The 18,173-nt window shown below is 70.4% G+C and carries 17 protein-coding genes; 5 read left to right on the top strand and 12 right to left on the bottom strand.

Annotated elements, in window-relative coordinates; all coding sequences use genetic code 11:
• Positions 1-47: 47 nt before the first annotated feature.
• Positions 48-833 carry a putative protein N(5)-glutamine methyltransferase gene (locus FFT09_RS01350; protein WP_208544323.1) on the bottom strand — a complete coding sequence of 262 codons (786 nt, stop codon included), beginning with the start codon at positions 831-833 and terminating at the stop codon, positions 48-50.
• 187 nt (positions 834-1,020) lie between these two features.
• On the opposite strand from FFT09_RS01350, the gene FFT09_RS01345 reads away from it, so the two are divergent.
• Entirely contained in the window at positions 1,021-1,350 is a 330-nt protein-coding gene (locus FFT09_RS01345; RefSeq protein WP_081190172.1) for a YciI family protein, read from the top strand.
• A 115-nt stretch (positions 1,351-1,465) separates the two neighbouring features.
• Here FFT09_RS01345 and FFT09_RS01340 read toward each other — a convergent pair whose 3' ends face one another.
• Together FFT09_RS01340 and FFT09_RS01335 are read right to left on the bottom strand one after the other, a co-directional pair.
• On the bottom strand, positions 1,466-2,530 hold the full coding sequence (locus FFT09_RS01340) for a tyrosine-type recombinase/integrase (RefSeq protein WP_244231137.1): 1,065 nt from the start codon (positions 2,528-2,530) through the stop codon (positions 1,466-1,468).
• 359 nt (positions 2,531-2,889) lie between these two features.
• Complete coding sequence (locus FFT09_RS01335; protein WP_024873888.1) at positions 2,890-3,297, bottom strand: hypothetical protein; 408 nt, start codon at positions 3,295-3,297, stop codon at positions 2,890-2,892.
• 67 nt (positions 3,298-3,364) lie between these two features.
• On the opposite strand from FFT09_RS01335, the gene FFT09_RS01330 reads away from it, so the two are divergent.
• Positions 3,365-4,147 carry a glycerophosphodiester phosphodiesterase family protein gene (locus FFT09_RS01330; protein WP_138381557.1) on the top strand — a complete coding sequence of 261 codons (783 nt, stop codon included), beginning with the start codon at positions 3,365-3,367 and terminating at the stop codon, positions 4,145-4,147.
• A gap of 29 nt (positions 4,148-4,176) precedes the next feature.
• Here the strand turns inward: FFT09_RS01330 and FFT09_RS01325 are convergent, their stop codons facing one another.
• On the bottom strand, positions 4,177-4,866 hold the full coding sequence (locus tag FFT09_RS01325) for a transglycosylase family protein (RefSeq protein WP_138381556.1): 690 nt from the start codon (positions 4,864-4,866) through the stop codon (positions 4,177-4,179).
• A 255-nt stretch (positions 4,867-5,121) separates the two neighbouring features.
• Between FFT09_RS01325 and FFT09_RS01320 the strand changes: the two genes are divergently transcribed.
• From FFT09_RS01320 to FFT09_RS01310, 3 genes are all read left to right on the top strand, one after another.
• Positions 5,122-6,546: an MFS transporter gene (locus FFT09_RS01320; RefSeq protein WP_081190175.1), complete on the top strand. Its 1,425-nt coding sequence runs from the start codon at positions 5,122-5,124 to the stop codon at positions 6,544-6,546.
• A 36-nt stretch (positions 6,547-6,582) separates the two neighbouring features.
• Positions 6,583-7,359, top strand: coding sequence for a thymidine kinase (locus FFT09_RS01315; RefSeq protein WP_138381555.1), 777 nt, complete (start codon positions 6,583-6,585; stop codon positions 7,357-7,359).
• Between the two features lie 228 nt (positions 7,360-7,587).
• A complete protein-coding gene (locus tag FFT09_RS01310; RefSeq protein WP_024873882.1) occupies positions 7,588-7,932 on the top strand; it encodes an RNA polymerase-binding protein RbpA in 345 nt (114 codons plus the stop codon).
• Positions 7,933-8,005: 73 nt separating this feature from the next.
• Here the strand turns inward: FFT09_RS01310 and FFT09_RS01305 are convergent, their stop codons facing one another.
• The 8 genes from FFT09_RS01305 to FFT09_RS01270 form a co-directional block, all read right to left on the bottom strand.
• Positions 8,006-9,679, bottom strand: coding sequence for an FAD-binding dehydrogenase (locus FFT09_RS01305; protein WP_138381554.1), 1,674 nt, complete (start codon positions 9,677-9,679; stop codon positions 8,006-8,008).
• A gap of 44 nt (positions 9,680-9,723) precedes the next feature.
• Complete coding sequence (locus tag FFT09_RS01300; RefSeq protein ID WP_138381553.1) at positions 9,724-10,251, bottom strand: DUF1772 domain-containing protein; 528 nt, start codon at positions 10,249-10,251, stop codon at positions 9,724-9,726.
• 88 nt (positions 10,252-10,339) lie between these two features.
• Entirely contained in the window at positions 10,340-12,529 is a 2,190-nt protein-coding gene (locus FFT09_RS01295; RefSeq protein WP_167305312.1) for an alpha/beta hydrolase, read from the bottom strand.
• A gap of 84 nt (positions 12,530-12,613) precedes the next feature.
• Positions 12,614-13,480, bottom strand: a complete 867-nt coding sequence (locus tag FFT09_RS01290; protein WP_138381552.1) for a polysaccharide lyase family protein — start codon at positions 13,478-13,480, stop codon at positions 12,614-12,616.
• Positions 13,480-15,081: an alkaline phosphatase D family protein gene (locus tag FFT09_RS01285; RefSeq protein ID WP_138381551.1), complete on the bottom strand. Its 1,602-nt coding sequence runs from the start codon at positions 15,079-15,081 to the stop codon at positions 13,480-13,482. Before FFT09_RS01285 ends, FFT09_RS01290 begins: the two co-directional genes overlap by 1 nt.
• Before the next feature lie 34 nt (positions 15,082-15,115).
• The gene (locus FFT09_RS01280; protein ID WP_024873876.1) at positions 15,116-15,961 is read right to left on the bottom strand and encodes a carbohydrate ABC transporter permease; all 846 of its coding nucleotides are present in this window, start codon (positions 15,959-15,961) and stop codon (positions 15,116-15,118) included.
• Positions 15,958-16,881, bottom strand: coding sequence for a carbohydrate ABC transporter permease (locus FFT09_RS01275; RefSeq protein WP_024873875.1), 924 nt, complete (start codon positions 16,879-16,881; stop codon positions 15,958-15,960). The genes FFT09_RS01280 and FFT09_RS01275 overlap by 4 nt, the downstream gene beginning before the upstream one ends.
• Positions 16,882-16,886: 5 nt before the next feature.
• Positions 16,887-18,170: an ABC transporter substrate-binding protein gene (locus FFT09_RS01270; RefSeq protein WP_138381550.1), complete on the bottom strand. Its 1,284-nt coding sequence runs from the start codon at positions 18,168-18,170 to the stop codon at positions 16,887-16,889.
• Positions 18,171-18,173: the final 3 nt, after the last annotated feature.

The raw sequence follows: 18,173 nt of genomic DNA, 5'->3' as shown, positions 1-18,173 counted from the left end.
GATCAATCCTTCCGTTCCTGACCGGGTTCGAGAGCGGGCTACGGGGATCAGTCGGTCGTCGTCCCGACCACCACGGTCGCCTCCCGCTCGTCGCAGTGCCGCACCTGAGGCACCAGCCCCGCACACCGCACCGCCTCGGCCGCGCTCGCAGCCTGATCGGCACCGGTCTCGAACAGGACCGACCCACCCGACGCCAGCCACCGCGGCGCGGCACCCACCAACCTGCGCACCATGTCGAGCCCGTCCTCACCGCCGTCGAGCGTCCCGCGCGGCTCGTGCTCGCGCGCCTCCGGCGGCATCGACGCCACGGCACCGGAAGGCACGTACGGCACGTTCGCCACCAGCACATCCACCCGCCTCCGCAACGACCGCGGCAGCGGCGCGTCGAGGTCGCCCTCGGCCACCACCGCACCCGTGCCCGCGAGGTTGCGCCGCGCGCAGGCCACCGCGACCGGATCGATGTCCGCCGCGTACAGCCGCACCCGCGCCGCATCCGCGGCCGCCGCTGCGACCGCCCCGCTCCCGCAGCACAGGTCCACCACGACCGCGCCGTCCCGCACCAGCGCACGCGCCTGATCGGCCAGAAACTCGGTGCGGCGCCGGGGCACGAACACCCCGGGCTCCACCACCAACCGTCGCCCGCCGAACGCGACCCAACCCAGCACGTGCTCCAGCGGCTCCCCGGCCAGCCGCCGCGCCACCAGCACGGCGCGCAGCGCCGAATCCGACGTCGCCTGCCCCAGCAACCGGGCCTCATCTTCGGCGAACACACACCCCGCCGCGCGGAGCCGGGCCACCAGGTCCCCGTCCAGCTCCGGCCGGGCGCGGCTCATCGCCATCGCTCCCGCGCCGCCGACCACCAGCCCTCGGCCACACCTGTGCCCACCCCGGCACAGTAGCTCACCGAGGCGCTCGGTCGTGGTTCGAGCTCCGGCTCCCTCGCGCCGACCGAAAGCGTCGCACCATCACGCTACGGTCACAGCGTTCACGACTCGGCACATCTTGAGCAGGAGGTCAGAAATGGCGAAGTTCATCGCGATCGGATACGGCGACCGGGCCGGTTACGAGCAGACAGACGCCACCATCCGGAACGCGGCTCACGACCACGACGCGCGCCTGCGAGAAGCTGGTGCAGTGATGGGCACAACTGGTCAGCCTGTGCAGGTGCGCAACCACAACGGTGCGGGGACCAGAACGGACCAGGGCCCGTTCATGCACTCCGAGCTGCCGGTTGCCGGATTCACCATGATCGAGGCAGCTGACATCGAGGAGGCCACGCGACTGATCTCCGAAACCCCGTGTGCGGTGGCTCAAGGCGTGGTCGAGATCTGGCCGCTGGCCACGTCGTGACATCCCGCCCCGCCAACACCCGCTGATCATGTCGTGACCGGAGGAACCGGTTGTGTGCTGGCCATGGGGCCCGGCGTCTGCGGGCCGCCGTTCCCGAGCCGTGGCGGAACCCGGGTCACTGCTCGGACAGGGGAGAGGTGGCCACCGCCTCCACGGCCGCGCTCATCGAGTCGTCCATGTACACCGAGGTGGTGGCCAGGCTGGCGTGCCCGGCGATCTGGGCGACCGTGGCGATGTCCACACCCGCCCGAGCCAGAATCGTCAACGCCGTGTGCCGCAGCGAATGCGGCGTCGCGCGACGCCCGAGGAACTCCGCCGTGTAGCGCTGCACCATGCGCTGTACGTCCCTGGCCGCCAGCCGCCAGCCTCGCACCGACACGAACAACGCCCCGGCCGCGTCGGCGATCCGGCGGCGCTCCACGCCGTCACCCACCCGCTGCGGCGCGGGGGGAGCGGGCCGCTCCTCGGCGAGATAGCGCTCGATCAGCTCGGCCGTCGGCTTCGACAGCGGTAGGTCGCGATCTTTGCGTCCCTTGCCCCGAACATGCAGCACCGGTGTCCCGGTCTCCTCGTGCAACCGGAGGTCACTGCGGTTGGCGCCGCACAGCTCCGACACGCGTGGGCCCGACTCGACGAACAGCCGCAGGATCGCCTCGTCACGCAAGCTCAACTGCTGATTGGCCCGGCGTTGCCCGGACGACCGGGCCGCCGGTGCGGCCCGCAGGGCCAGGGCCTCGTCCAGCCGGAGCCCGATCCTGGCACCGGCGGCCCGGGTCGGCGCGCGCGGGGCCGTGACCTTCACCGTGGGGTCCACCTGCACGTAGGTCTTGTCGGCCGCCCACCGGAAGAGCCCGCGCACGGCGGCGAACCAGCGGGACAGCGAGTACGGCCCCCGGCCGGGGGGAGTGGAGCCGTCCTCGGCGATCTTCAACCCGACGCGGTAGCGCCGGTCCGGTGCCTTCGCCAGCCGCGTCAGGGCGACCTCGAGGTCGTCGGCTTCCACGGAGTCCAGGGGAGTGTCACCACCCAGGAGAGTGACGAACTCGTCGAGGTCGCGGCGGTAGGCGGTGAGGGTGGCGGCGCTGAGCTGGGAGCGCAACACCCGCCGTTCCAGGATCTCCAGGTACTCCAGGGTCGCGTCGCGTACCGTGATGTCGCTCGGTTCTGCCGCTTTCGCCACAGCATGATCATACCGGGGCAACGTCGTGGAATGCACAATACACGACATGAATTCACATTCCGTGCCGCCACCACCGGGGAAGGGGTACAACCTCCGCCTCGCCGTCGCTGTGCGGTGGGGCCACCTTGACTGTGTCTGACGCCGCGAAGGCCACCCTCGCTGCGTCTCGTGCGGTGAAGGTGGCCTTCACTGCACACAGAACCCGGGTGCGGGCGAGCGGGCAGTGGACCACTGGAGCCGGAGGGGCGCGCCGGGAGCGGGGCGGACTCGGGCGTCCCCATGCGGCGGGGGCCGGCGTCAGCCGAGTTACTTTACATAATGTGCCTTATCGGCGTTTATGGAAAGGCTGGTCACGGCGCTCAGCGCAGGCGTTCCAGCTCCCGCACCGCGTGCGCGAGCTCGTCGGCCATCACGCGCAGCTCCCGTGCGCCGGCGCCCTCGCGAGCCGCCGTGGCGACGTCCTCGGCCGCGCAGCGCAGCTGGAACAGCCGGTCCTGCAGTGCCGCGATCTCTCCCGTGGACAGCACGACCGCGTCGCCCGGCAGCCCACTGCGCTCGACGGCCGCCCGGCGTTCGTAGGCGCGTTGCCTGCACGCCTGCCCGCAGTACCGGCGCCGTCGCCCCACGGAACCTGCCTGGTCGACGCGGCGTCCGCACCAGCCGCAGTGCACGGCCCTCCCGGCGCGCACCTGCTGTGCCCCGTTTTCGTCACGTGACGATTTTCCGTGCGCGCGTTCGGGCGTACCGCTCGTGTGGTCCTCGTCCATCGAGCGCGACAGTAGCCGTTCATCACGTACCCATGCCGGGGCCACGCCGGGCGGGCAGACTGACCACATGAGAGTCGCTCACCCGTACCTGGCGGACCCGCCACCGCGCGCCTTCGCCCATCGCGGCTGGCACGTCGGTGATCTCGAAGGCATGGAGAACTCGCTGCCCGCGTTCCGGCGCGCCGTGGCCGAGGGCTACCGGTACGTGGAGACCGACATCCACGCGACATCGGACGGTGCGGTGGTGCTCCACCACGATCCGACGCTTGATCGCACCACCGACGGCACGGGCCCGATCGTGGCGCAGCCTTGGAGCGCGGTACGCCGCGCGCGCATCGGCGGGAAGGCGCCGGTCTCGCGGTTGGAGGACGTACTCGAGGAGCTACCCGACGCGTTCTTCAACGTCGACGTGAAATCCGACGACGCGGTGGAGCCGTTCGTGCGGATCGTACGGCGGATGGACGCCTTCGACCGGGTGGCAGCGGCAGCGTTCTCCGAGTCGAGGCTGGCGCGGCTGCGGCGGCTGGGCGGCCCTCGCCTGCTCACGTCCCTCGGGCCACGGTCGGCCGCGTTACTGCGCGCCGATGGCTGGGTTCCGTTGCTCCGGCTGGGGTCGTTCAGCCGGGGCCGGATGGCGCAGGTACCGCTGCGGCGCGGCCGGATGACGGTCGTCGACAAGGCGTTCCTGGCGGCGGCCCATCGGGCCGGTATCGAGGTACACACGTGGACGATCAACGATCCGGAGCGGATGCGGTCGCTGCTGGATCTGGGTGTCCACGGCATCGTGACCGATCGGCCGGACCTGTTGCGGGCCCTGTTGATCGAGCGTGGGAACTGGCCCTCGGGGTGAGGTAGGACCGCCACTCCCCTCCCCCGCGTTCAGCGGGGCGGTGTGCCGTTCCAGGCCGCGCGCCAGGTCCTGGGGCCGAGCAGGCCCGAGTCGCGGATGCCGTTGGCGCGTTGCATGTCGAGCACGGCTTCGCGGGTCTTGTGGTAGTAGCAGCCGGTGCCCTGGAAGTCGTAGCCGAAGTCGTTCATGCGCAGCTGGAAGGTGCGCAGGGGCCGGGCGCAGTCGCCGTAGCGGTAGACGGTTCCGGGCCAGGCGGGGCCTGCCTGGTCGGCCTGGCCGGGCTGGTGGGGTTTGCCGCTGATGTAGGCGGCCGCGGCGCGGGTGGGGGTGACGCCGCTGGCCGCGTCGCTGTCGGCGCGCAGTCCGAGGCTGCGGGCGCAGCTCCAGGGCTGCCAGCCGCGCATGCGGTAGAGGTAGAGGGCGCGGTAGTCCTGTTCGGCGCGGGTGGCCTGGTCGGGGCGTCCGGTGCCGCCGACGCTGCGCCAGGTGGGCAGGTCGAACTGGTAGGCGCCGTAGTAGCCGTTGCCGGTGTTGACCTGGTAGCGGTTGGTGGATTCGCAGTGGCGTAGTGCGGCCCAGTCCTCGGTGGTGGGGTCCGCTGTCGCGGTGGCGGCGGTGAGGGTGTGGGCGGCGAGTGCGGCGGTGGTGGCGAGCAGCAGCCGCCAGGGTTGTCGGCGGTGGGAACGGTGGGTGGCGGGGTGTGCGGGATGTGTGGTCATAGCGGGACGGTAAGCACAGGTGGCCGTGCCGCACAGCGCTGTGTGAGGGCTCGTTGCGTCGTTCGGGGGACGTCAAGCGCGACACGCCATGCGGTTGGGTGACGTCGTGGCGGTGGTGTGGCGTGTGGCGCGCTGGTGGCGTGCGAGTGAGGGGTGGATGACGGCGCTGTTGCGGGTCGCTGGTCGTGCCCGTGGCCGGAGCGTGGTGCGAGTAGTCTCCGCTCACTTGGAACGATCACCGAGCGAGGAGCCCGGATGAGCACCGTTGGCAGCGGACCGACGCCCGCGACCGATCCCCGGCAGCGGAAACGCGAGCAGTGGGGCTGGTACTTCTACGACTGGGCGAACTCGACGTTCTACACGTCGGTGATCACGGTGTTCGGTGCGCTGTACATGAGTTCGGTGGCGGCGCAGGACGCGCGGGAGAACGTGGCGCGCAACGGTCCGACACCGTGCGTGGACGAGCGTGGTGTGTCGAACAATCTGGTGAACTGTGACATCAGTTTGCTGGGGCTGACGTTCCCGGCCGGGTCGCTGTGGGGTTACCTGCTGGCGGCGGCGACGGTGATCCAGGTGGTGATCCTGCCGATCACGGGGGCGATCGCGGATCGCAGTCAGTACAAGAAGCGGATTCTGGCGTCGTTCGCTTTCCTGGGTGCCGCCGCGTCGGCGTTGCTGTTCTTCGTGTCGGAGGACCGTTGGGAGCTCGGGGTCGCGCTGTACATGCTGGGCAACATCGGTTACGGCGCGTCGATCGTGACGTACTACTCGTTCCTGCCGGATATCGCGACGCCGGACGAGCGGGACGAGGTGTCGTCGCGGGGCTGGGCGTTCGGGTATCTGGGTGGTGGTGTGGCGCTGGCGGTGCAGCTCGCGTTCTATCTGAGCCGGGATGCGCTGGGGGTGTCGGAGTCGATGGCGGTGCGGATCTGCTATCTGAGTTCGGGGCTGTGGTGGGCGCTGTTCACGTTGATTCCGTTGCGGCGGTTGCAGGAGCGGCAGCCACCGCACGGTCGCGAGCACGGTGCCTCGGTGGTGAAGGCGGGTTTCGTGGAGTTGCGGGAGACGCTGCGGCAGGCGAGGGCGTTTCCGCTGACGTTGGCGTTTCTGGGTGCGTATCTGGTGTTCACCGACGGGATTTCGACGGTGGTGTCGGTGTCGGCGCAGTACGGCTCGGAGGAGTTGAAGTTCGGCAACGAGGTGCTGATCGCGACGATTCTGGTGATTCAGTTCGTGGCGTACGTGGGTGGGGTGTTGCACGGGCTGGTGGCGCGTCGCTGGGGTGCGAAGAAGACGATTCTGGGCAGTTTGGTGGTGTGGATGGTGGTGGTGTCGTCGGCGTACTTCATCGAGGTGGGTCAGCAGTTCCAGTTCTATGCGGTGGCAGCGGGGATCGGTCTGGTGCTGGGTGGGACGAACGCGTTGTCGCGGTCGTTGTTCAGTCAGATGATTCCGGCGGGTAAGGAGGCGCAGTACTACTCGCTGTATGAGATCGGTGAGCGGGGAACGTCGTGGCTGGGGCCGCTGGTGTTCGCGGCGGTGGGTCAGGCGACGGGGTCGTTCCGGTACGCGATTCTGGCGTTGCTGGTGTTTTTCGTGGTGGGTTTCGTGTTGGTGGCGTTGGTGCCGGTGCGGCGGGCGATCGCGGCGGCGGGTAATCCGGAGCCGTCGGTGCTGTAGTGGGCGGGCCGGGTGTGGCGGATAGGGTGCATCGTCGTGACTGCGCTGCATGACGAGGACACCGATCCGACCGACGCCCTCTCCCCCGTGCCCGCTGCCGTGCGCAGGCGGGAGGTGCCGGTGACGGGCACGGTGAAGTTCTGTTATGGGCCGATGGACTGCGGGAAGTCGACGCTGGCTCTGCAGATCGATCACAATCTGGCCCGGCAGGGCAGGCAGGGGTTGCTGCTGGTGCGGCATGATCGGTCGGGGTCGGCGCAGATCAGTAGCCGGATCGGGATCACGCGGCAGGCTGTGGAGGTGGAGTCGGCCACGGATGTGCGGGCGCTGGTGCGGCGGGCGTGGGAGCACGGCAGGCATGTCGACTATCTGATCGTGGACGAGGCGCAGTTTCTGTCCGCGGAGCAGGTGGAGCAGTTGACGGAGCTGGCGGACGAGGCGTGCGTGGACGTGTACTGCTTCGGGATCGCGACGGATTTCCGCAGTGCGTTGTTTCCGGGGGCGCGGCGGTTGTTCGAGTTGGCGGACGAGTTGCAGCCGGTGCAGGTGGAGGTGTTGTGCTGGTGTGGTCGGCCGGGCCGGTTCAATGCGCGGGTGGCGGAGGGTGTGGTGTTGCGGACCGGTGACACGGTGTACGTGGCGGACACGGCGGCGGGGGGTGCTGCGGGGTCAGCCGGTGAGGTGAACTCCGCCACGACACGCTCGTCGAGGGAGCTGGCTACGGTCCGTTACCAGGTACTTTGTCGTCGGCACTTCCGCTTGGGAGAGGTGGGGCCGGATGCGTCCGGTCCCGGGCAGTTGCAGCTGGCGTGATCGGCGGCGTGCTCTCACCCTGGCGGGGGATTTCGAGGACGGGGATGCCGTTGTCGCGTCACAGTGTGGCGTGCAGCGTCTCCCCTGTGGGAAAGAGTTTTTGACGCGGGTGACGTGGTTCGTCCTGCGTGGTGGCAGGGTTGTTGGGAATTCAACCGACGGCTGTGTCGTTGCACAGGGTGAGCACCGCCCTGGCTCTCCTGCGGGAGCCGACCGAAAGGACCCATCATGGCCGACCGTGTTCTCCGTGGAAGCCGGTTGGGTGCGGTCAGTTACGAGACTGACCGCAATCACGACCTAGCCCCCCGACGCACCGTGCGCTTCAGGTGCCCGAAGAACCACGACTTCGAGGTGCCGTTCTCCGACGACGCGGAAGTTCCGTCCGTGTGGGAGTGCCGGTTGCACGGCAGTGAGTCGGAGATCATCGACGGTGGGGCGCCCGCGCCCAAGGAGGCGAAGCCGCCTCGGACGCACTGGGACATGCTCCTGGAGCGCCGGTCGATTCCGGAGTTGGAGGAGTTGCTGAACGAGCGGCTCGCCGAGTTGAAGAGCCGGCGGGGTCGCACGGTGTAGCGGCTTCCCCCAGTGACACAGTGACACGGTTGAGGGCCACTTCCCTGGTTCGGGGAGGTGGCCCTCAACCGTGTCAGGCCACGGCGCGGGCGGCGTGACGGCCGGCTTGGCGGCCGGAGAACAGGCAGCCGCCGAGGAAGGTCCCTTCGAGTGCGTTGTAGCCGTGGACGCCGCCGCCGCCGAACCCGGCGGCCTCCCCCGCGGCGTAGAGGCCGCTCAGCGGTTCGCCGTCGGTGCCGAGTGCGCGGGAGTCGAGGTCGGTCTGGATGCCGCCGAGCGTTTTGCGGGTCAGGACGTGCAGTTTGACGCCGATGAGGGGTCCCGCGTCGGGGTCGAGGATGCGGTGGGGTGTGGCGGTGCGGCTGAGTTTGTCGCCGAGGAAGCGGCGTGAGTTGCGGATGCCCTGGACCTGGGTGTCCTTGCTGTAGGGGTTGGCGAGCTGGAGGTCGCGGGCCTCGATCTGGCGGCGGAGCAGGGCGGGGTCGAGCAGGGGTTCCTCGGTGAGGGCGTTCATCTTCGTGACGAGTTCGTCGAGGGTGCCGGCGACGACGAAGTCGGCGCCGCGGTTCTTGAATGCCTCCACGGGGCCGGTGGCTCCCCGGGACAGGACGCGTTCGCGCAGGACGGCTCTGCGGTTGCCGCTGGTGAGGTCGGGGTTCTGCTCGGAGCCGGAGAGGGCGAACTCCTTCTCGATGATTTTCTGGGTGAGCACGAACCAGGAGTGGTCGTGTTCGGCGAGGTCGGCGGTGGTGCGCAGGTGGCGGAGGGTGCCGAGGGTGTCGTAGCCGGGTAGGCAGGGCTGGGGCAGGCGGCGGCCGAGCGCGTCGAACCACAGCGAGGAGGGTCCGGGCAGGATGCGGATGGCGTGGTCGGGCCAGACGGGATTCCAGTTCTGGATGCCTTCGGTGTAGTGCCACATCCGGTCGCGGTTGACCAGGCGGGCACCGGCGGCGGCGCTGATGTCGAGCATGCGCCCGTCCACGTAGGCGGGGACTCCGGTGATCATGTGCCGGGGTGCGGTGCCGAGGCGGTCGGGCCAGTGGCGGCGCACCAGGTCGTGGTTGGCGCCGATGCCGCCGCTGGCGATGATGACGGCTTGGGCGGTCAGTTCGAAGGATCCGACGGGTTCGCGGGTGGAGGCGACGCCTCGGGGTGCGGGGTCGTCGGCGAGGACGGTGCCGCGGACTCCGGTCACGGTGCCGTTCCGGACGACGAGGTCGTCGACCTGGTGGCGGTGGTGGAAGGTGAGCAGGCGGGCTTCGGCGGCCCGCTGGGCGCTGCGCACGAACGGTGCGACGACGCCGGTGCCGGTGCCCCACGCGATGTGGAAGCGGGGCACGGAGTTGCCGTGGCCGTCGGCGCGCAGGTCGCCGCGTTCGGCCCAGCCGACCATCGGGGTGAAGGTGATGCCGTGCTGGTGTAGCCAGGACCGCTTCTCCCCCGCGGCGAAGTCCACGTAGGCTCGGGCCCAGCGGGCGGCCCAGGTGTCCTCGTCGTCGAGGCGGTCGAACTGGGCGCTGCCCTGCCAGTCGTTCCAGGCGAGGTCGGCGGAGTCCTTGACGCCGAGGCGGCGCTGTTCGGGTGAGTCGACGAGGAACAGGCCGCCGAACGACCAGTAGGCCTGACCGCCGAGGTTCGCCGGGCTTTCCTGGTCGACAAGTGCCACGGTGCGGCCGCGGCTGGTCAGTTCGTGTGCCGCGACCAGTCCTGACAGGCCGCCTCCGACGATGATCACATCCGCGTCCACCTGGTGTCCTTTCGTCGCGCCTGCCGGGCCGGTGGGCAGGGTTGTCAACGTATTCGATCGGTGCGGGGATGCAAAGCGGGCCGGGGCCGGCTTGTCCGCAGCCAGCGCACGAGGGCGGTGAACAGCAGCGCGGCGGTGGCCGCCCCGCCTGCGAGGCGGGCCCAGTGCCCTGCGACGAACTCCTCCGCGGTGGTGCGCAGGAACTGCGCGGAGTGGGTGCCGACGGGGTCGACGAACATGATCTCGTTGCGGGGCCAGAACCACACGGCCGAGAACACCAGTTCGCAGCACAGGTAGGCGGCTGCGGCTCCGGCGACGTACCAGCGGATGCCGGGGCGCCGCCAGGTGGCGACTACGGCCACCGCGCCCAGCACGATGATCGCCAGGCCGAGTGGGGGGAAGAAGTCTGAGGGGCTGCCCGCGACCAGGAACTCCCTGGCTCGCACCAGGGACTGCGGCGGGTCCAGGAAGATGTTCGGATACAACATGACGGTTTCGCCCAGGATCGCCCCGAAGGAGACGGTCGCGGCCGCGGTCAGTGCGATCAGCAGGGTGGTGACGAGCTTGGTCATGCCGCAGACGGTAGGAACTCCGCGCCCGTGCGCGCGTCCGTGCACGGGCGCGGAGTGCTGTCGCCTTCCGACGTAGCCGGTGGATGGGTCAGGGCCGCCCGCCGCTCACTCCGATGTCGGTGACGAGCGCCGATCCGCCGGTGGTGCCGTCGAACGCGAGCGACACGGTGGTGAGGTCGCGGGGGTCGAAGGCGGGGTCGGTGCGGGCGAGGTCGTCGAGCGGGATGCGGAAGGTCTGCGGGACGGGTTCGGTCAGTGGGCCGGGGTGCATCCAGGAGGCCACGAGGTACTGGCCCGGTAGCGGGGTCCGCAGCGGCCTGACCTCGGTGGCGGGCAGGCTCACGGTGGTGCCGTCGCCGTCGGTGGCGCGTACGGTGACCGCGCCGGTGGTGCCGGTGGTCGCGGCGGCGTCGAACACGATGCTGTCGGCGTCGGGGTTGGCGGGCAGGTCGGCGGTGAGGACTGGTTGCTGCCCCTGGTCCCATTCGAGGCGCAGGACGGTCTCCTCGCCGGGGCCGGTGCGCAGCGGCAACGGGATGGTCGTGCTGTCGGCGCCGTCGGTGCGCAGGGTGTCGGCGGTGTTGGTGACGGTGGTGGTGGAGTCGGTGTAGCGGCTGACGTAGCCGGTGTCGGGCAGCCAGGGCGCTCCGGCGCGGTGGTCGCGCAGCAGCGCGAACTCGCCCGGCTGGTCCGCAAGGGTGCCGGTGAAGTAAGTCGTCGCGTAGGCCGAGGCGATGCGCCGCTGCTGTTCGGGGGTGAGGAGTACACCGTCGTCGAGGAACGCGGCGGGCAGGCCGTAGCCGACGTCGTGGCGGCCCCAGCGGCTGTTGAACTGGCCGTGGTTGGCTCGCCCGATGTGGACGGCGGCGGCGATGTGGTCGGCCTCGCCGCTGTATTCGAGGCGTTCGTACTGGTTGAGCCCGGCGAAGCCCGCGACGTCGGCGTCGTGGGAGCCCTGCAGGACGAGGTAGTTGACGTCGCGCAGGGTGATGGGCTCCCCGCCGGGGCGGTGCTGGCCGTCGGAGGGGGCGAGCGCGAGCAGGGAGCGGATGGTGATGCCGTCGAGGGGGTCGGCGGCGTGCTGGTGGGTGGCGGTGGCGATGGCCTCGCCGCCCCGGGAGTGGCCGAGCAGGCCGACGGCGCCGAGGTCCACCTTGCCGGTGAACGGGTTGCCCTCCTGGTTGTTCCAGGTGCGCCACGCGCGCAGGTGGTCGAGCAGCAGGCTGCCCCGGGCCGCGTCGACACCGCGCAGTCCCCCGCTGCGGTCGAGGACGCCGGTGTTGAGGTAGTTCTGGTCCACCGAGGCCGCGATGATGCCGTGGCTGGCGAGTTGCTCGCCGAGGTAGCGGAAGCCGTCCTCGGAGTGGGTGGCGTTGCTCTTGTTGCCGTGCAGCAGGAGCACCAGCGGGAAGGGGCCCTCGCCCTGTGGGTGCCACACGCGGGCGTTGAGCGGGAGCGCGTCGACGCCGAAGCCCCACAGTGCGCGGCGGTCGGCGTTCCAGCCGCTGATGAGTCCGGAGGCGTCGACCGGGTCGGTGGTCAGGGTGGCGTTGTCGCCGTACTCGGGGCGCTGGCCGGTGCCGCTGCCGTAGGTGAGTTCGGTGATGTCGTACGGGCCGGGTGCTGCCGGGTCGGTGGGCAGGGTGCGGGCTGCCGCGCCGTCGTCGGCGGGGGCGGCGGGGGTCTGGCCTGCGGTGGCGAGCCACAGTCCGGGGCCGCCGGTGAGCACGACCGCGAGGAGGAGGACGCCGAGCCGGGTGTCGCGGCGGTGCAGGGGTGGGCGCCCGCGGTGCGGGAGCAGCCCGCCTGCCGCTGCGCCGAGCAGGGAGGCGCCGGTGACGGTGACGGCGACGGCGGCGTACCAGCCCAGTGGGCTGGCGCCCGCGCCGAGGGTCAGCAGCAGCACGAGGCTGGCGAGCAGCGTGGCGACGTAGGTCCAGGGCAGGGCGAGCAGGCGGCCGACCGTGACGAACAGCAGGCCGGTGAGCAGGCAGGCGACGCCGAGGGCGAGGGCGACGTTGAGCGCCACCTGGCCTGCGAGTGTGCCGCCGACTCCGGGCACGAGCTGGTCGGCGGTGTTCCACGCGACGAGTGCGGCGGTGGTCAGGGCCAGCAGGATGCTCGCGCCGCGCCATCCCGGCCGGGGCCCGGTCGCGATGCGGCCCCAGCGGGCCGCGCGACGGCGACGCGGCGGGGTGTCCTCCCCCACCGCGTCGCCGTTCTGGTGGTTCTGGTGTTCGACTGTTTCACGCTGGGTGGTCCCCCGGTCTGCCCGCATGAAGCCGACCGTACCAACGGAAAGTCCGTTCGGAGTAGCGTCGGCGTAGCGCGCACTACCCTTAGTGGACCAACCCTGAGGCGTTCAGGGTAACCGAGGGCGGAACACCCCGAGTGCGTCGTAGGCGTGCCAGGAGCCCTCGCCCTTGTGCAGGGTGAGAACGTTCTCTCCACTGCGCAGGGTCGCGGCGGGAAGCGGCAGTTCCACGATGGACGGTTTGAGTGGGCTGTCCGGTGCGGTGGCGTCCCCCTGCAGGGAGCCCTTGGTGGCGCCGTTCTCCAGCGCGACCTCGGTGACGGCGGTGTCGTTGCACCGGATCTCCAGAACGCCGGGGATGCTGGCGTGGGTGTCGATGAGCCAGATCGCCAGCGCGAGGTCGCGCGGTGGAGCGTCGGCGAGCGTGAACCGCAGGCGGAAGGTGTGGTCGGTGCTGCCCGCCCACCGGTCGGCGGGGCCGGGGTGCAGGTACGGCCAGGCCGCGCCGGGCGTGTCGGTGCCGTGGGTGTAGTCGGCGCCGCCGGGGAAGATGGTGCGGTAGTCGGCGTAGCCGTCGGGAGACAGCGCGAGTTCGAGGCCCTTGCGGTCGAAGTCGCCGACCACGGCGATCGGGGTGCCGGACACGGTCACCGACTCCCGCGAGGTCGCGCGCAGTGGACCGGCGGGGTCGCTGGCGCGTCCGGCGGCGTCGACGGTCACCACCTGGTAGTACCAGGTCGAGCCCTGCGGCCCGAGGTTGTCGTGGCGCAGGTGGGTGTCGATGGTCTTGCCGACCAGGGTGTCGGCGGTGGGCCGGAAGTGGCGTTGCCGCGCGGCGTGGACGGCGAAGTGGTCCACCAGCGGCCGGTAGGGTCGCCGGGCCTGCCAGGTGAGGTCGATGCGCCCGATGCCGGGTTCGGCGGCGAGGCCGGTGACCGGCGCGAGCCTGCTCGCGGTGTCGAGGTGGCCTGTCATCACGCCTCCCGCTTCAGTCCGGGGTTGCCCGCTTCGGTGACGAACCGTGCGGTGGTGGAGACCGGGGCGCGGTCGTCGGCCTCGATGTAGTCGACGACCTTGTACTCCGCGGTCAGTTCCGTCGGGGTCAGGGTGCCGAGCAGGTAGCCTCGGCGGCCGTCGTAGAAGCGCACGTGCGGGTTCGACAGCCACAGGTCGGTGTAGTCGTCGGTGGGGGCTCCGTCGCCGTCGGAGCCGACGGAGCCGACGATCAGCTCGGTGCCGATCGTGGCCGAGGCGGGGTCGGTGAAGTCGGCTTTGAGGTCTGCGGCGACGTGGCGGTGGATGTCGCCGGTGAGGACCGCGAGGTTGTCGACGCCGTGGCGGCGCACGGCGTCGAACACGCGGTCGCGGTTGGCGGTGAAGCCGTCCCACTGGTCCATGCTGAAGGTGCGGCCGGGGCCGGTGTCGCGGTCGATCTGGGCCATGACGACCTGTTGGGCGAGCAGTGTCCAGGTCGCGTTGGCCTGCCGCAGGCCCTGTGCCAGCCAGCGTTCCTGGGCGCGGCCGAGGATGGAGCGGTCGGGGTCGGTGTGCTCCCCGCCTGCGCTGGTGTCGTCGGGGAAGTCGTCGCGGTACTGGCGGGTGTCGAGCACGTGGATGTCGGCGAGGTCGCCCCACCGCAGTCGCCGGTAGAGCCGCATGTCGGGGCCGTGGGGCAGGCTGGAGCGGCGCAGCGGCATGTTCTCGTAGTAGGCGCGGTAGGCCACCGCGCGCTGCCGTTCGAAGTCGGGTACCGCGATGCCGTACTGGGAGTGGGCGTCGGCGTAGTTGTTCTGCACCTCGTGGTCGTCCCAGGTGGACACCCAGGGCGCGAGGGCGTGGGCGCGCTGGAGGTGGGGGTCGGTCTTGAACAGCGCGTAGCGCAGGCGGTACTGCTCCAGGGTGCGCACGTCGGCGTTGTGGACGGGGTCGAGGGTGACGCCCTGGCGCCAGAGGTTGCTCTCGCCGATGGCGTATTCGTAGATGTAGTCGCCGAGGAAGAACACGAGGTCGGGGTCCTCGGTGGCGAGGTGCCGGTAGGCGGTGAAGTGCCCGTGGTACCAGGCTTGGCAGGACACGCTGGCGAAACGCAGTGCCGCGGTGCGGTCGTGGCGGCCGGGTGCGGTGCGGGTGCGGCCGACGGGGCTGAGGTGCTCGCCCGCGCGGAAGCGGTAGAAGTACTCGCGGCCGGGGCGCAGGCCGTGGATCTCCGGGTGTACGGAGTGCGCCAGGTCCGGGGTGGCCACGGCGCGGCCGCGGTGGACGACGGTGGTGAAGTGTTCGTCCTCGGCGATCTCGTAGTGGACGTCGACGTGCTCGCCGGGCATGCCGCCGTGGCCGTCGGCGGCGAGGGGGTCCGGGGCGAGCCGGGTCCAGAGCACCACGCTGGTGGGTTCGGGGTCGCCGGAGGCGACGCCGAGGGTGAACGGTGCGGCGGGTACCCGGCCCCGGGAGGGTGGTGCGGGCTGCGCGGCGTGGGCGGGTATTCCACTGCCGAGGGCCAGCGCGGTGGCGCTGACTCCGGCGAGGGTGAGGAATTCCCGTCTGCTGGGTGGCCGGTTCTCGGAGTGCGGGGACATCACTTCTCCTCGGTGGTGTCGGTGGTGTCGGTGGTCATTTCACGCCCCCCGAGGTGAGCCCGGCGACGATGCGCCGCTGGAACAGCAGCACGGCGATCACGAGGGGCACGGTGGCGACGACTCCGGCCGCCATGCGGGTGCCGAAGGGGCTGTCGTGGGCGGCGACTCCCACGAACTGGGAGATGCGCACGGTGGCGGTCTGCATGGCCGGGTCGTTGACCATGGTCAGCGCGATGATGAACTCGTTCCACGCCACGACGAACACGATGATCGCGGTGGTGAACACGCCGGGCACCGCGATCGGCAGGATCACCTTGCGAAACGCCTGGCCCGGGGTGCAGCCGTCGACGCGGGCGGCCTCCTCCAGTTCGTGGGGCAGCTGCCGGAAGAACGTGGTGAGGTACCAGATCGCCAGCGGCAGCGCGAAGGAGAGGTTGGGCACGATCATCGACTGGTAAGTGTTGATCCAGCCGATGTCGGTGAACAGCTTCAGCAGCGGTACCAGCAGTGAAATCCCGGGAAACATCGAGGTGGCGATCACGATGGCCAGGACCGCGTTGGTGAACCGGAACCGAAGCCGCGCGAGGGCGTAGGCGGCGAAGGTCGCGATCACGACGGTGGCGGCGGTGGTGATTCCGGCGACGATCACGCTGTTGAGCAGTGCCTGCCCGAACTGGTTGTCGCCGCTGAACACGGCACGGTAGTTCTCCAGCGACCACGGCGAGGGCAGTGCCGAGAGGTCGAAGATGTCGCTGCTGCGGCGGAAGCTGGACACCACCATCCAGTAGAACGGTGCCAGGCAGTACGCCACGATCACGGCGATTCCGGCGTAGGGGGCGGCGCGGCGCACGAAACCGGCGACGGGACTGGGCGTGCTCATGCGGGCACCTCCGGCGTCCTGCGGCTGCGGCGCTCGCCCAGCAGGTCGGCGCCGAGAAGTTTGACGAACACGAACGCCACCACCGCGATGTAGCAGAACAGCAGTACCGCGTACGCCGCGGCGGGCCCGTAGCGCACCTGGTTGGCCTCGTCCCAGGCCAGCATCGACAGCGTCTCGACCGACGCCTTCTGCGCGCCCACGAGCACGAAGGGCAGGTCGAACATGCGCAGCGCGTCGAGCAGGCGGAACAGCACCGCCACCAGCAGCGCCGGTTTCACCAGGGGCAGGGTGACGCTGCGGAACTGCTGCCAGCCGGTGGCGCCGTCCAGGCGGGCGGCCTCGTACACGTCGTTGGGGATGAGCTGGAGCCCGGCGAGCACGAGCAGCCCGACGAACGGTGCCGTCTTCCAGGTGTCGGCGACGATGACCGCGAGTTGTGCGGGCCAGCCGTCGGCCGTCCACAGCAGGTCGGTGCCGAGCACGGCGTTGGCGACGCCGTCGGCCTGGAAGATCCACCGCCACAGCAGCGCGGCCACGGCGGTGGGGATGGCCCAGGGCACGAGGATGGCGGCGCGGATGAAACCGCGGCCGCGCATCGCTCGGTGCATCACCAGTGCCATCGCCACGCCGATGACGACTTCGGCTGTGACGGTGGTGACGGTGAACAGGGTGGTGTTGCCGAAGGCGTTCCAGAACCGCTCGCCGGTGAGCGCGGCGGTGAAGTTGTCCGCGCCGACGAACCGTTCACCGGTGACGACGAACCCGGACTCGTCGATCTCGTCACCGCTGCGGTGCAGGGATTCGCGCAGTGCCGCCAGCAGCGGGTAGCCGATGACGAGCGCGAGCACTGCTGCCGTGGGTGACAGCAGCAGTGCCGCCGTGCGGCCCTGACTCGCCGGTGTCCGCGACTTGGTGCGCATCGACGTCAGGACCCTTGGGTGAGGGCGGTCAGCTCTTGCTGCATCGTGGCCAGCGCCTTGTCGGCGGAGCGCTCCCCCGTGATCGCCGCGTAGACGTTGTTCTGGATCACGGTGCTGGCGTCGCCGTAGCGCACGATCGAGGGCCGGGGCTGCGCGTTCTCGATGCCGTCCTTGAGCACGGTCAGGTACGGGTACTGCTCGCGCAGCCCCGGGTCGGAGTAAACCTCCGTGCGGGTCATCGGGTAGGCGGAGCCCTCGGCGTGCTGGAGCTGGGTGTCGAGGCCGGTCAGCCAGGCGATGAAGTCGCGGGCGGTGGCCTGCGCGGTGGAGAACGACGACACGGCGAGGTTGTTGCCGCCGAGGGAGGACACGCCGGGCCCGTCCTTGCCGGGGATCACGGTGACGCCGGCGTCGCCCGCGATCTCGGAGGAGCCGTCGTCGGCGTTGACCAGTGCGTAGATGTAGGCCCAGTTGCGGTGGAACACCAGCTCGCCCTGCTGGAAGGCGCGGCGGCCCTCCTCTTCCTTGTAGGTCACGGCGTCGCCGGGGATCCGGCCCTCGTCGAGGCCCTCGACGAGGAATCGCAGGCCCTCGGCCGCTTCGGGGGTGTCGAGGTGGGGGCGGCCCTGCTCGTCGAACACCGTGCCGCCCGCGGAGGCCACCGCCTCCAGGAAGTTGACGGTCAGACCCTCGTACTTGTCGTGCTGACCGGCGTAGCAGGACATGCCCTCCGCCTCGGGCAGGGCGAGCACCTCGTCGCAGACCTCGGCCAGCTCCGCCCACGTCGTCGGCGGTTCGGCGGACACCTTCTCCAGCAGGTCCTCGCGGAAGTACAGCATGGCCGAGCCGGTGAAGTGCGGGATCGAGTACAGCCCGTCCCGGTACTGCGAGCCGGCCAGCGCCGCGTCGAAGAACCCGTCCACGCGGAACTGGTCGGGCGGCAGTTCGGTGATCCAGCGGCGGGCGGCGAACTCGGCGTTCCAGGGCAGGTCGATGGTGATGACGTCGTAGGCGTCGGACTGTGTCTGGGCCTGCTGCACGAGTTTCTGGCGCTGCCCATCGGCGCCTTCGGGCAGTTCGACGATGGTGACCTGCTCGTCGGGGTGGTCGTCGTTCCACTGCTCGACGAGCTCGGGCACGGTGCCGGTGCCGTCCTTGATGGTGGCGAACGTGATGGGTCCGCGCCCGTCGGGGTCGCCGGTGGTGGTGTCGCCGGCGTCGGAGCCGCAGGCGGTGACGAGCGTGCCGGTCAGGACGGTGCCGAGTAGTGCGGCCGTGACTTTTCTCATCGT

The sequence above is a fragment of the Saccharomonospora piscinae genome, assembly GCF_005862235.1.
Lineage (GTDB): Bacteria > Actinomycetota > Actinomycetes > Mycobacteriales > Pseudonocardiaceae > Saccharomonospora > Saccharomonospora piscinae.
The sequence above is the reverse complement of the archived record's forward strand: the minus strand, read 5'-3'. Positions and strand labels throughout refer to the sequence as shown.